Origin of the sequence: Rahnella inusitata, assembly GCF_018288855.1 — a bacterium.
Classification (GTDB): Bacteria; Pseudomonadota; Gammaproteobacteria; order Enterobacterales; family Enterobacteriaceae; genus Rahnella; species Rahnella inusitata.
Genome location: NZ_CP065024.1, coordinates 2949724 through 2962657 on the forward strand (window position 1 = coordinate 2949724; position 12934 = coordinate 2962657).

The following is a 12934-nucleotide window of genomic DNA, read 5'->3' on the forward strand; positions in this document are numbered from 1 at the left end:
TCCTCAGTTATTTCCGTACAGAACATCGGCCGCACTACGCTGGCCACCAGTGTTTGGCATGATCATGGAGTCTTCACTCATGGCCTTGCCGACTTTCACGAAACAACGCACCAGATCGGGATGATTCCCCAGACCGGTGGTTTCCAAATATTCACGCAGACCGGCAGGGGCAAACGTATCGAGAGCCTTCTGAGCCAGACCGACATTGGCAACAAAGGCATCACCACCGATCTCTTTGTCAGTCTTGACTTCGTTCGCCCAGGCTTCGGTTTGCTTCGCCCAGTTCTCCTGCTGGCGCGCTTCAATCTTCGGCAGGATGTCTTTGCCGTAGATATCAACCAGCTTCTGAGCCTGCTCGTTGTTCAGGCCGAGTTCACGGGCTACAGGCTCGAGGGCAGCAGTCATTTCAGCGTCAAGCTCTTGGCCTTCTATCGGCGACTTGAATTCGTACTTTTCAGGCACCTTGTCGGCTTTGTCTTTGGCTTCTTTATCCGCCGCGGCTTTGTCAGCTAACTCCTTTTCCTGCGCCTGTTGCTCTGGGGTTTTGTCGCCTGCTGCTGGCTTCTCAGCTTCTGCACCGGGTTTATCACTGGCTTCTGCACCAGCCTCACCAGCAGGTTTGTCAGTGGCGGGTGTTTCAACAGCAGCGGCAGGTTGTTCACCACCGCCGGCACCACCAGCCTCTGCGCCAGCATCAGCAGATTGCAGGCGGCGCAGCACCAAACGTTCGAATAAGTTCATCTATCTTTCCCCGTTATCAAATCGGAATGGTTTGTGCTTTTAACTGCGCTAGCACGGCATTCAGGGCTGTACGAATTAATGCGGTGTCAGCCAGTAATGCGTTGTATTTGGTGACCAGGTCGTTGTGGTCAGCGAGCAGGCCAGCAACATCAGTCGCTACCGATGCCGTATCAGCGGTTGCCGTCGCAGCAGCAGCTGCCGCAATCGTGGCACCCAGCTTCACACCGCCAGCAGTCGATGCCGTTGGTGCAGGAACAGAAGCGCCGGATTCATCGACCACTTCTACGATTTGGTTTCCGCCATCAAAGCGGGCGATACGCTGGGTTTGAATTCTAGGCATTGCTGTCTTCCTCTTTCGCTTCTTTAGCCATCACCAGCCACATGTCCGGGCAGACAGCCATTACCCGGCTGAACACACGTAAACCGGCGTTGCGCTGGCCTTCATTGAAATTCGTTGAGTTGTTGTCCCCGGTGAAGCTGGAGGCAAAAACCTTTGTTTCTTCAAGCAGCGACCAAATGAAGCGGCGGCCTGATTCGGTAGTCATGATGTTTTCGATGTCCTGATCGTCACGCTTCTTCAGCTCGATGGACTTCTTGTGCGCTTCCTCTGATAGGCGCTCTACCTCTTCGGGCTCGAGGTCTGTCATGGCTGCATCGCCCCGGTCACTGCGCTAAGAGCGCTCGGCTGATCGGTCTGTGTCTCACTGAGGGTCTTCGCGCCCTGCACTGCCGCCATGCTGGTCTGCATCGCCTGCTGTTGTTGCTGCTGTTTGGCTCGCTCTTCTCGCACCTGAGCCACCTGATCGCTCGTCGCGATGATGGTTGCCGGAACGCCGACCATGTTTCCGTAGTCGTCGATGGCCTGATCGATGTTGAGTTTGTCCAGCGCTGCAGGGTTGGCCTGAGCCAGACCGCCGACAAAGCCGACGAACCGCTCAATTGAGCCAATACCCACAGCCTTCTGCGCCTGAGCCATTACAGAGATGTACTCGACGCGCAGCGACTGGCCGGCCAGTTCCGGCGGTGCCGGTGGCAGCATGTTTTTGCGCGCCATGATGTTGAAGATGCGGTCGATAGACGGGTCGAGAAACTCGTCATTCAGGCGTTCCAGCACCGGTCCCAGCATCAGCAGTTTCTCTTCTTTCATCTCGACCACGGCTTCCACCGGCATGCTGCGGGTGTTGACGTTTTGCAGCATCATGAAGAGGTCAACGAAGTAGCTGGAGTTGATGAGGGATCGGGTGTCCTGAATATCGGCCACCAGCTCATTGATGCGCGGGTTGATGGCGTAAGCAGGTTGGAAAGATGTGCTGCCACTGACCTGGTCAACGTAAGTGATTTCACCGGGCAGCAGGCTGGCGCGCTGGTTGCGTAAACTGGATGGCCCCACCATCGGCGGGTTAACCAGTTTGTCGATCGCCTGAGCCTTGCGGCGCTGCTCGAGCTGGAGAGCTTTAACACTGCCCAGCGCAATCATGCCCGGACAGGACGAGCCGTAAACGTCCTCGCCGTTGATATCCCAGCGCGGCGCCATGATCGGCATGTCGTCGAAACCTTTCTCGCTCAGCAGCTTGTTGTCTGCACCACCGGCCTCGTAATAGACAGATGCGAACTTCTTGTTCTTCGAATCCATCTTGCCGGTATCGCGGTTCATGTTTGGCTCAACGACGTGAACTACTTCGAACCACTGTTCGTACTGCTGGCTGGTCCATGCAGATTTAACGCTGTCACTGACGTTGTCCAAGCCGAAGCGCTGAACGATTTGACGGCACGTCATAGAGAATTTGCGGTAAACGGTATCGACCTGCAGGCGGTCACTGTTCGACAGGTAGTAGCTGCCGATCGGGAATGGATGCGTGCGGATCACATCCTCGTCGTCTTCCAGCAGGGACATGGCCGTTGTGCCGAATGTACCCAACTGCCCGTAGACGATCGGCAATGACTGGTACCAGTTAGATTTGTTCATCACATCGTTCATGCGGTTCTGAACCATCTCGAGCCAATACTTAACAGGGCCGTACTCCATCATCTCTGGGTCAGGCGTGCCGAGTGAAAACCACGGGCGCGTAGGGCTGGTGATGCCGGAGAGCATGCCGCTGGACAATGTCCGGTTCGCCATCGTAGCCGTCGGGTCAACAATCTTTGTGTTGCGGGTAGATTTGTTACGATCACTGGTGAGGAATCGGCTGCTGCGCGGCAGAATGAAATCTGACAGGTCGCGCCAGTGGGTATCAAACGAGGAGCGCTCTGTTTCCAGAGAGCTCAGTTGTTTGTTGTAAAACTGCTTGCGCGATTCTTCAGCCATCGATTAAGCCCCCAACAGGGTTTTGCCTGAGGCGGCGGCTGGCGTACTGGTATCACCCTGCGCAGACGTGAGGATCGTGGACTTCTGACCAGCAGCTGCACGGCGGCGGCGCTTCTCTTCGTCAGTGGCATTCACAACGGCTTCGTCTTGGGCTTGCGGCGCTGATTGCACCTGAGGTGTAGAGGTTTTTGGAGAGCTACCGATGCACATAATGGTTTTCATCCGCAGGAAATAATTACCATTTAACCATATTAGAATATTTATTGACAATTAATAGATGTGTGGTTACCTTTATGGTAACTATTGAGGCGTCATTATCGATAGTTAGCATGAAACCACAGTTTAAAGAACGGTCGTAAAAACGACGCCGGAGCGTAACCGGCACCCAACAGGAAATGGCATTGATCATACTGGAATGGGCCACTCTGTAAACGCAGGGTGCGACTAAATACCCGCTACAGGTTACCAGTGCCATCTCCGTTGAGTCCGACATGCTCAACATCCCGTTCCACTCATGAAAACTCGGATAGCAAACGCAGGCAGTGCCTGTTACCTGCAAAGGTCTGATAGCTGGAGCAGTCCGGTACTGGAACCGGATCACCGAACTCAGCGTTGCTGGACGTAAACCAGCGTGTTACCGCATGAGCATTGAAGTAGCCAATAAGCACCGTATGGGATGGCACCGGTGCCCACAGTGCTCAGCCGGTAATACCTGTGACCGTGATACATCCCATTGCTGTGTGTAGTCTTTCGCCTCCTTCGCCGGGGGCATTTTTTTATTTGAATGGGTCATATTCTGTGGCCACCTGATTAGCAGCCACCCCACCCGGCAGGTTCTGCCTTTTGGTGACTGGGAATGCAAACGTCAGCACCAGAGCATCGGCCTTGCCTGGTGATCGCCCTATCCGCTTTTTGATGTCCTCTTTATTTTCCAGCACAATCCTGCCGTCGAGACGGACTTTGTACTCCGGCGCGCTCAGATCGTCAGCCGTCTCCTGATCGTCCAATGAACCGCCAATCTTCAGCCAAGACTTACAGCTGTTGTACATCTCACCGCGCTTGTTCGCCATCTGTGGATCTGTAGAGCCACCACCGAACGGCACCAGTTGCCAAGTTCTGCCCCAGCTTGATCCGATGGAATGAATGCCAGTGCCATAACCGAAGTCTATAAACACCTGGTCAGCCTTGTACTGGTCTTCAAAGTCGGCGATGCGCTTCGCGGATATCAGCTCGTCAGTGGTTTTCGGGTAGGTGCCGAGGCATTTGCTGTGCAGCCCCTGACGCATATAAATCACGAAATCATCCGCGCCGGAGTATGCAGGGTCTACGCCGATAATGATCGGGGCGTGAGACACTTCTGCGGCTGTCCACTGGCGTTTCATGGCCGCATCAGTCAGGCCTGTTGGTATGAACTGAGCTTCTGATACATCCGGGAAGATGCCACGCACACGAACTTTCACGAAGTCGCTGTCTTCGCCGTAGTCGTCTACCCACTTTTGCAGCTGCTCTTTGTTTGTGCCCTCAACCGTGCGGCTGTCAATCTGTGCGCAGTGCCAGCGGTGTTTGTATTTGCGGAAGCATTCGCGGAAACGTCCGCTGTTACGGGTCGGGTTCCCGAATGCCACCCAGATGATTTCTGTGTCCTCATCGGTCAGCGCCCCCTCTGCAACCTCCCACACCAGATCGGCAATGTTGGACGCTTCGTCGAATACGACGATGATGCGCTTGCGCTCGTTGTGCAGACCGGCGAACGCCTCTGTGTTGTGCTCGCTCCACGGGATGGCGTCAGCGCGCCAGCGTTTATCGTGGCCGCTGTCGTTGCTGTACATCGCGGTAGCGGTCGTCGTGAACCACGGCTTGGTGATTGCGAGGTTCGACCATTTGATGATTTCCGGCCACGTCTTGGTGCGCAGCTGGTTCTCGGTGTTGGCGGTCACCACCACCTTGCAGTCCTCGCAGGTGGACATGCCCCAGTTCATCAGCATGGAGATGAATGCAGACTTACCGATACCGTGCCCGGATGCCCTGGCTATCATCAGCGGTTGGTGCCGTGTCGCTGGGTTTTGCAGATGGTCGCGTATCTCGCGGAATGCGTCAGCCTGCCATTTCCTCGGGCCCGCTGCGTGCGCCAGCTCTGTGCCCTGCTCACCCCACGGAAACGCGTAATGCGCATATCCCAACGGGTCATGCGTGAAACTGGCAATGTCTTCGATCAGCTGTTCTTCCGGCGAGAGTACGGCGGCATCAGTCATTTATCTTCACTCTGCTCTTTGACGCGGCGGCGGGCGTTCGCCATACGGTCAGCGATAGTTACGGTGCCGCTCACCTCGATGCGCTCTTTGAACGCCATGACATCGACGTGCTTCCCGATCAGCTCGAGGTTCTTCACTTTGTCCGGCCATTTGATTTTCTGCAGGGTGGATTCGATATCGTCCTCTTCATTCTTCCCGGCCATGCGGATCCGGTTGATGTCCAGACCGCTGAGCGTGGTGCGCCATATCTTCGGCCACTGGCTGATCGGCTTGAGCCCGCCGTCATCTTCGATAATGTCCAGCACGTCCATCTGGTCGATTTCAACCAACCGCAGCAGCACGTAGTCAGCACTGATGCGCAGGCGCTTATTACGTGCTTCCATCAGCTCTTCGATGCGTGCAACAACCTTCGGCAGATTCATGAGGCCAGCAGCTTTTTGCGTGGCCGTCTTCACCGAGTAGCCAGCATTGATCGCAGCCTGTCGTTGGTTGCGGGGATCCTTCAGCATCTCCTGCGCAAACATTTCCATTTGCGGGTTAAGCTTACCTTTTTCAGCCATAATAGTTACCTCCACGGTAATCATAACACGCAAAAGAAAACCGCCAAGCGGCGGTTATTCTGGCTATTTGAGGCTGCGTGACATGTCACACCGTTAATTTTGTCTCATGCCATCCCATTGTTTGCCAGCATGCACCTTCACCGATGAACGCACAGCCCTGCTTATCACCTGGTAACGCGTCGCCGCACTTCCCGCATTTGCGCCCTGCTTGCTCGGTGAGCTGCGCCTGCAACTCTGCATTGTCTTTGCGGATCAGCATGGTGATGTACTCGTCCATGTCGTATGGCTCGCGCTGCGGTCGGCGGAGTGCACAGTTTTCACGGAGCATATCGACTTCCTGCCGGTCGAGCGCCACCTCGACCTTTTGCAAACCGGCGTCACTCTGGCGGGCACGCTGCGCGGCTTTGCGCTCTGCTGCGGACTTAGCCATATCACTCAGCCCCTTGATCGAAAAGTCGGCGCGAATAGCCAGCATCGCTATCAACATCCAGCCAGCCGTCGCAGCGCTCACCAGTTAGGAAATTTATGACCCGCGTGTGCTGGTACTGGCTGCCACGCACATCGTCAATGTCATCCTCAGAGAAAAACATGGGTAGGCCGCAGTGCGGACAGAAGCAGCCCCATTCGCCATCGGCGCGGCCAATTTTATTAACCAGCAAAATCGCATTACTCGCCATATCACTCACCATCCTTCACGATGCCGCCCGCGGCCTCGATTGCGGCTTTTATAGATTGATGAATAGCAATATGCAATGCTTCGTAATTACGGGCACCTAGTTGACCTATTTCTATATCATCGTCTTTTTCGTCAAGTAGCCTATCAAAATGTTCATCGAAATAATTCAAATCCAACACGACCGATTTTTGCGGGACGGTGAATAGTGGGGCGATATTTCTTTCGAGGTCGGTGATGACGCCCCATATTGGGACGGAATCAGCCCCTCGTCTCGCCATGTCTCGGTAGCTGTCCGCGTAAGGCAGTACAGGATTAACCACCGGAACCTGATCGCCTCTCAGCTCACGGATGGCGATTAGTTCATCGAGCGCCCTTACTACCATTGATTCCTCAGATTCTATCCGCAATTCACGTATAGCTTTCAATTGTTCAATACTTAGTTTCATGCTTTTACACCTTTTGTTAATCGCCAGATTAATATGGCAGCCTTAAAGGTCATTGTAATTCGTGATCCAGATAGTTCCTGAGTAGTGAAACCAGTAACGCTTATATCCGTCAGCTATAAAATTCAAGCCACCAGGACAGCGGAAGCCAGAAGAACACGGCACACAGGAGAACCAATCGAGTGATCATAATTTGCGCTCCAGGGCTGCGCGGGAAATCGCCCGCCTCAATGCGCTTTTGGGATCAGACCCAAGCGGCTCGCAGCTACCTTCATCGCGCCCCTCTGCAATGCAGTTTACATATCGCATGACGAATGGCTGGTTCAGGTTAGGCTTTTGTTCGTCAAAGTGGATGCTGATGCGGTGCTCTGCAATCAGGGCTGTCGCATCAATCTCAACCGGCGCGTTCGGCTCTGCGATTTCTTTAACCCCCGCCTCGGCAATATTTTTATATGACTTTGCTGCAATCTCTGCCACATCAACCCGCTGGCGTTCTGCTTCAAATGCGGATTCCAGCTTCGAACGAATGAAATCAATAACCCCTTGAGCTCTTTCGTCGGATACGCTTCTGCCAAGGTTATGAATTCCTGCGGCTGCAAGGCATACATCGTCAATCAGCGCCTTGATATCTGTTGTATCAGTCATTTAATGCCGCCTTAATTAAGTGCAATATCTTTAGGGAATAATTCGACATACTTATCGCCGTTTTCGTCAACCGAATAAGGCAAAACCTCAACATAACCGTTGCTGTATGTTGTTTTAATGCCTCCATCGCCTGGCTCCTGTAGAGTTATTTGAATAGAATCACTCACCCCTTCCTCCCAGCGCGCAGATTGGCGGCTTCTGATTCAGCCTGACGTTTAACCAGTCGCCAGCCCACAGCTTCAGGGCAATGAGAAACACCAGCATTGCTGAATTTAACGAGCATTGTTTCTGCAACGCCCGCTAAGACATCCATCGGCTTCGCGCCAATCTCGGCCATAGTGGCTTCTGTGTTGGTCATTTCAGTGCGGAAATAAACAGAGTCTCCATCTTCAAAATTACTTGGGTCTTCTACGAGGCTCTCGTGCTGATCTGCTGAATAAACCTCTTCACGTAGCAATCCATGCTTGAGTCCGATATCTTGAATTTCTCCGCCATCCAGAGAGCCGCCTTCCCACGCCGCCTGTAGGCACTCATCTACAAATTTGTCCATGCGAACATTCTCAGCCACCAGCCCATGCACATACTGAATGACCTCTTGCGGCAGCCCTTCAAGCGAAGGTATTGAGGACTTAACTTCTGTTAACTCATTATTTTCCATAATATTTATCCCATTCAAAATGTTAACGATGATTACGGTTTTTAATTTCCTGCACTTCTTTGCAGCCTACGCAGAGCTGCACACCTGGCAGCGCAACGCGGCGTTCTTCCGGTATATCGTTGCCGCATTCGGCACAGAACCTGGCTGATGGTCTGGTTGAATGCTGGGTGACGGCCTTCAGGCGCATGTCCAGAATCTGCTGTTCTGTTTCGCTGACGTGGTCTAAGTGGTCCATCAGGATTTCACTCCTAATCCGTGGCGGGCGATGAGCAGTGCGTCGGCAATGGCCTGCCCTTTGGCTTTTGCATCGAGAGCGCGCAGTGATGGGTAAAGCTGAATCGCCCGGCTGCGCGCCGCGTCTTTGTCGCTGCCGATGAGTCCAGCTGATTTCTTCCACGCCTGCGGGGTAACGAGGGAGTACGGCAGGAACATACCCTGCAGGATCCCTTCGACGTTGCCCGCCGCGTGGCCGAACGTGAACATTGAGCTGACGCCCTGCCCCGGCATTGCGCCGACCTGTTCCAGATATGCGTGAGCAATGAGGCCCCGATACTGAAGCAGGAACGTTGCGACCTGCGCGCCGTTGACGCGGGATTTAGTCCCGACCTTCACAGTTGGCATGCTCAGGTGGCTGACGTACTCGCCTGACTCACTGATAACGACGATGGCGCCAGAGCAGCCTGGGTCGATCCCTACGAATAACTTGGTCATCAGTTGCCCCTTACCGCTTTCTCGAACATCTTCACGACCAGCTTGGCGGCCTGAGAGCGACGACGAACACTGCGGGTTTTACCTCCACCAGACACATGGTATGTACCCAGCGTGCGGTTGTACCCGATGCGATAGCCGGTTACTTTGCCACCCAAGGTGAGCAGCTCTGCGCCGCCGAAGGACGCCACCAATTCGTATTTAATTTCCATCAAATCGCTCCAATTACCTTTAAGGTAAACATTACCATTTTGGTAACTATATTCAACATAAAAAACGCGCTTGCTTTCACAAAACGCACCATCGCTAAAGCGCTCTGTAACGCACCACAATCGTTTACGGATTCAAATCCATCTCGTTATGTGGCTTTAATGCCTTAAATCGATTCTCTGGGGTGCTGGTTGAGGAATTTCAGCACTTCGGTTCACTTGACTGCGCGCAGATGGCTAACGTTGCGACGATAGCTGCCCCAGTTGAAATTAACCCACAGGCCATTATCCATCGTCAGCCTGTCCATAATCCTTTCGCCAACGACGGTTTTCATTTCGTGGTTCGTGAGGTTGGTCAGCATACCCACAGGCTTAAGCGATGACAGCCGGCGATCGATAATCTGGTTCAGCACGATGAACTCATGCCTGTTTTCGCGCTGCACCCCGACTTCATCGAGGATCAGCAAATCGACATCACACAAATCTTTCATCAGTCGCGCCTCAGACGTTTCAGAATCGCCGTACGTTTCACGGATGCGCATCATCAGCTCCGGGATTGTCACAACCAGAACTGATTTGCCATTACCGATCAGATAATTCCCCATGGCTGCGGCCAGATGGTTTTTACCGGTGCCGTATCCGCCGCTGAATACGAAGCTTGTGAAACCAACACCAAAACCTGACGCGTAGCCTTTGGCCTCCGCCAGAGCCTTGCTCTGCCCTTCGCACTCGACGCGGTAGTTATCGAACGTGCAGGACTGATGCAGCTCGCAGATCCCGGAGCGGCCGAGAATATTCGTCAGCCTGGTAGCAGCTGATTCACGATTCACTCTGGCAGATTCTATTTTCCCCTGCTCCGCATGCCACTGCATCAGCTCGTCGGCACTTTTGAAGCGTGGTTCAATCCCGGCAGGCATAAGTCTGCGCATACGGCTTAACAACGATGAACTGCTGATTTCTTCGGTCATGATCATGATCCTCTGAATCCTTCTGGTATCGAGTTGTAATCACCCTTGCTGGTGACAACGCCTGTGCTGCGAACTCCGTTAGTTTGTCGCTGCCCGAATTTGCGCGCATTCCGTAGCCAGGTATTCAGTGCGGCATCCCAGTTCTTAAAAACGCTACCCTTAGAAACATGGAAATCAGTGAACGCTAAAAACTCGCTGTTCAGGTCGGTTCCCAAATCATCTGCCAACTGCTGGTGCTTCTCGTTTGGAGAAAAACCTTTTGGCATTTGGATTGCCTTCTTGTCTCGGGGGACTACAGGGGGATCTGTTTCTTTTATCTCTTCTCTTCTCTTCTCTTCTCTGGTCACAATTTTGTCACGCTGTGTGCGTGACACATTTACTTCCTCCTCGTTATCGCGCTGCTTGGCCTTGCGAGCCGCTCCAAGCGCCCTTTTCTTTGCTCCTGAACCGTTGTGCCTATCGAAATTTGGGAAGAATAATTCCCCGTTTGGCATCTCTTTAAGCCAGTTCACACGTTCATCGAGAAGTGCATTCGCAAATCCGTCACACGATACGACACGGTCAAGTATCTTTTTTGTCACGCTGCGTGCGTGACCATCTATCGTGTTTGCATCAGCCCAGCACCAGAGTTTCAGAAGTTTTCCAATGACGCTGTCGGCATCCAGATCAAGGATTTCAGCAATCAGAAACACCTCTATCTTTTGGCTTGTCGATACCTCGACTTTGATCCAATCGGCCATCAGCGAGCCTCCTGATAATTCCCCAGAGTCTTCGCAGCTCGGACCTCTTTAATGATTTTCTGGATCTGTTTCCGGTAAGCCGTGGAATGCTTAGCAGCACAATCAGCACACACACCATTGCTGGTGAAGCGCTCGCACTCATGCCCATGCCTGCATGGTTTTCCGGTGTAATACCGGGTAAGCCCGAGGGTTGCGGCCTCCGTTCTTGAGATTATTTGCATCCGATTCACCTATATCACTGTCTTTGATGCAGTAAGAATGCCTTTATTTTTCTCAACGTTCAACCGTATTTGGATTTATGTTACCACCCTGCGAGACGCCCTTGATTTTCAGGCATAAAAAAACCTCCCGAAGGAGGTTTGCTTAACCTGGTGAAGGCTGAATCTGAATCATTCGTAAAAAAGACCAATGAATTTTTCTTTGGAAACGTCAGCCCCAGCCGTAACGCAAGCCTGATGCAGGTTGCTCATCAACTCAGTGCGCGGCACCTTATTTTTATTAATGAGATGGGATTTTATGTATCCCGGCGTTGTACCCGCATCGGTAGCAACTTGCAGACGATTTTCGGGAGTCAGGCTTAGCCAGAACTTTTTGAAGTCGAAATCGTTCATTTTATCCTCGTTTAAATCGCTATATCGGGTCAATGATTACCCAAAAGGTGCCTCCCTGCAAGCGTCATTACCAAAATGGTGCATTTACCATTTCGGTAACTTTGGTTTAAATAACATCAATACGTTATTGCAACCGATAAGCAGGCCATGAAAAGCATCCACGACATCAGAAGAGAAAACCTCAGAACTATCATTCAGAAAGACTTTGACGGTAGGCAGATCCGCATGGCGGAAGCTTTAGGTTTTCAGGCAAATTTGATATCGCGCTGGATGGCATCGCCGGAGATGGCCAGTGCTAAAAATATTGGTGGCGCATCTGCACGTAAGATAGAAGCCGCTGCGCGCCGTCCGGCGTTCTGGCTGGATACCGATCACGGCATGGCGATGGCGGCTGAAGCTGAGCCATTGGACGCCAACACGGAGATCGGCATTATTGCTGCACAGAACCTGACTTCGTGGATGCAGGCTAATAAAGAGCTGAAGTCCCAGGCTGCTGTCGCAGAAAAGGCAGAGGTCGGCCAGTCTACGGTTAACCGCCTGCTGAACCGCGAGGCCAGCATTTCTATTAACAACCTGGCTGCCATTGCTGCGGTATTTAACCGCCGGGCCTACGAACTGCTGATCCCTCCGCACGACGAAACGGTGATTCAGTATGACCGCAGCAGGTACGCCGCCCTGCCCGCTGAAGAGAAAGCCAAGATCAAATCCTTCATCGACTTCGTGATGAGCGAAAACACCAAGTAATCCCCTCCTTACCCAGCGCCGTGTTCCATCATGGCGCCAGCTCCGGCATACTCCCGCACCTTAAATAATTACCTTTTTGGTAACTTTATTTCTTGCTAACGATTGACACACCCCGAATATGCATTTAAATTACCTCCATCGGTTACCGAAATGGTAACCCGCTCTTTAAAAATCAGGATGACATACACCCCCGCAGACGCGGCTTTCATAAGGGAAATTGTATGTGAACTTCAATGTAGTCTCACCGCTGCCCATGCGTGCGTGGGCTTCGGTAAGGCCACAACCGGAGACAGTAAATGAAGCTGATCAATACGCTCACCGGGGAAATCTTCATCGTGCGTCGTCGCGGTTGCGACTACCGCCTTGAGATGTCCTATCCGGACTCGAGCATCGCAGTGACGATGGACGAACGCCAGTTTCTGGCCTTCACCTTCAAACCTGAAGTTGAGGAAATTAAGGAGCCAGATGCACCGGCTCACCCTTTTTATGCCTTGAATAGTTACCAAAACAGTAACTAATTAGGAGCCTGATATGCGTTTCACGATCCAAAACGGTAAACACGTTTTCACCATCAACGGCCAGACCCGCGCTTTTGAGAGTTTCCGCAGCGGCGTGGAATGGGCGTACATCACCAAAACAGCAATGAAAATTGCGAGCGAAATCTAAGGACACAG

Annotated in this window: 22 protein-coding genes; 3 read left to right on the forward strand and 19 right to left on the reverse strand. The window is 52.7% G+C overall.

What is annotated here, in order from left to right:
• Positions 1 to 3: 3 nt before the first annotated feature.
• The 19 genes from I2123_RS13750 to I2123_RS13840 all read right to left on the reverse strand — a co-directional run bounded on the left by I2123_RS13750 (position 4) and on the right by I2123_RS13840 (position 11516).
• Positions 4 to 741, reverse strand: coding sequence for a peptidase (locus I2123_RS13750; RefSeq protein ID WP_213050732.1), 738 nt, complete (start codon positions 739 to 741; stop codon positions 4 to 6).
• Positions 742 to 757: 16 nt separating this feature from the next.
• Entirely contained in the window at positions 758 to 1081 is a 324-nt protein-coding gene (locus tag I2123_RS13755) for a phenylalanyl-tRNA synthetase subunit beta (RefSeq protein ID WP_213050733.1), read from the reverse strand.
• Positions 1074 to 1388, reverse strand: a complete 315-nt coding sequence (locus tag I2123_RS13760; protein WP_213050734.1) for a Bbp19 family protein — start codon at positions 1386 to 1388, stop codon at positions 1074 to 1076. Before I2123_RS13760 ends, I2123_RS13755 begins: the two co-directional genes overlap by 8 nt.
• Complete coding sequence (locus tag I2123_RS13765) at positions 1385 to 3046, reverse strand: portal protein (RefSeq protein WP_213050735.1); 1662 nt, start codon at positions 3044 to 3046, stop codon at positions 1385 to 1387. Before I2123_RS13765 ends, I2123_RS13760 begins: the two co-directional genes overlap by 4 nt.
• 3 nt (positions 3047 to 3049) lie before the next feature.
• Positions 3050 to 3256 (reverse strand): hypothetical protein, encoded by a 207-nt coding sequence (locus I2123_RS13770; RefSeq protein ID WP_213050736.1) that lies wholly within the window; start codon positions 3254 to 3256, stop codon positions 3050 to 3052.
• Positions 3257 to 3822: 566 nt separating this feature from the next.
• Positions 3823 to 5298 carry a terminase gene (locus I2123_RS13775; RefSeq protein ID WP_213050737.1) on the reverse strand — a complete coding sequence of 492 codons (1476 nt, stop codon included), beginning with the start codon at positions 5296 to 5298 and terminating at the stop codon, positions 3823 to 3825.
• Positions 5295 to 5858, reverse strand: a complete 564-nt coding sequence (locus I2123_RS13780; RefSeq protein ID WP_244879820.1) for a terminase small subunit — start codon at positions 5856 to 5858, stop codon at positions 5295 to 5297. Before I2123_RS13780 ends, I2123_RS13775 begins: the two co-directional genes overlap by 4 nt.
• Positions 5859 to 5943: 85 nt before the next feature.
• The gene (locus I2123_RS13785; RefSeq protein ID WP_213050738.1) at positions 5944 to 6288 is read right to left on the reverse strand and encodes a hypothetical protein; all 345 of its coding nucleotides are present in this window, start codon (positions 6286 to 6288) and stop codon (positions 5944 to 5946) included.
• 1 nt (position 6289) lies between these two features.
• Positions 6290 to 6535, reverse strand: a complete 246-nt coding sequence (locus I2123_RS13790; protein WP_213050739.1) for a hypothetical protein — start codon at positions 6533 to 6535, stop codon at positions 6290 to 6292.
• 1 nt (position 6536) lies between these two features.
• On the reverse strand, positions 6537 to 6980 hold the full coding sequence (locus I2123_RS25475; RefSeq protein ID WP_244879821.1) for a hypothetical protein: 444 nt from the start codon (positions 6978 to 6980) through the stop codon (positions 6537 to 6539).
• Between the two features lie 183 nt (positions 6981 to 7163).
• The gene (locus I2123_RS13800) at positions 7164 to 7622 is read right to left on the reverse strand and encodes a hypothetical protein (protein WP_213050740.1); all 459 of its coding nucleotides are present in this window, start codon (positions 7620 to 7622) and stop codon (positions 7164 to 7166) included.
• Between the two features lie 11 nt (positions 7623 to 7633).
• Entirely contained in the window at positions 7634 to 7789 is a 156-nt protein-coding gene (locus I2123_RS13805) for a hypothetical protein (RefSeq protein WP_213050741.1), read from the reverse strand.
• Complete coding sequence (locus I2123_RS13810; RefSeq protein WP_213050742.1) at positions 7786 to 8280, reverse strand: hypothetical protein; 495 nt, start codon at positions 8278 to 8280, stop codon at positions 7786 to 7788. The genes I2123_RS13805 and I2123_RS13810 overlap by 4 nt, the downstream gene beginning before the upstream one ends.
• A gap of 22 nt (positions 8281 to 8302) precedes the next feature.
• The gene (locus I2123_RS13815) at positions 8303 to 8515 is read right to left on the reverse strand and encodes a TraR/DksA C4-type zinc finger protein (protein WP_213050743.1); all 213 of its coding nucleotides are present in this window, start codon (positions 8513 to 8515) and stop codon (positions 8303 to 8305) included.
• Positions 8515 to 8991 (reverse strand): RuvC family protein, encoded by a 477-nt coding sequence (locus I2123_RS13820; RefSeq protein WP_213050744.1) that lies wholly within the window; start codon positions 8989 to 8991, stop codon positions 8515 to 8517. The genes I2123_RS13815 and I2123_RS13820 overlap by 1 nt, the downstream gene beginning before the upstream one ends.
• Positions 8991 to 9200, reverse strand: a complete 210-nt coding sequence (locus I2123_RS13825) for a hypothetical protein (RefSeq protein WP_213050745.1) — start codon at positions 9198 to 9200, stop codon at positions 8991 to 8993. The genes I2123_RS13820 and I2123_RS13825 overlap by 1 nt, the downstream gene beginning before the upstream one ends.
• Before the next feature lie 212 nt (positions 9201 to 9412).
• Positions 9413 to 10165 (reverse strand): ATP-binding protein, encoded by a 753-nt coding sequence (locus I2123_RS13830; protein ID WP_213050746.1) that lies wholly within the window; start codon positions 10163 to 10165, stop codon positions 9413 to 9415.
• Positions 10166 to 10167: 2 nt separating this feature from the next.
• Entirely contained in the window at positions 10168 to 10905 is a 738-nt protein-coding gene (locus I2123_RS13835) for a hypothetical protein (RefSeq protein ID WP_213050747.1), read from the reverse strand.
• Between the two features lie 389 nt (positions 10906 to 11294).
• Complete coding sequence (locus I2123_RS13840; protein WP_213050748.1) at positions 11295 to 11516, reverse strand: hypothetical protein; 222 nt, start codon at positions 11514 to 11516, stop codon at positions 11295 to 11297.
• Between the two features lie 147 nt (positions 11517 to 11663).
• On the opposite strand from I2123_RS13840, the gene I2123_RS13845 reads away from it, so the two are divergent.
• From I2123_RS13845 to I2123_RS25660, 3 genes are all read left to right on the forward strand, one after another.
• Positions 11664 to 12260, forward strand: coding sequence for a helix-turn-helix domain-containing protein (locus I2123_RS13845; RefSeq protein ID WP_213050749.1), 597 nt, complete (start codon positions 11664 to 11666; stop codon positions 12258 to 12260).
• A 296-nt stretch (positions 12261 to 12556) separates the two neighbouring features.
• Positions 12557 to 12778: a hypothetical protein gene (locus tag I2123_RS13850; RefSeq protein WP_213050750.1), complete on the forward strand. Its 222-nt coding sequence runs from the start codon at positions 12557 to 12559 to the stop codon at positions 12776 to 12778.
• A 13-nt stretch (positions 12779 to 12791) separates the two neighbouring features.
• Entirely contained in the window at positions 12792 to 12926 is a 135-nt protein-coding gene (locus tag I2123_RS25660) for a hypothetical protein (protein WP_274611810.1), read from the forward strand.
• Positions 12927 to 12934: the final 8 nt, after the last annotated feature.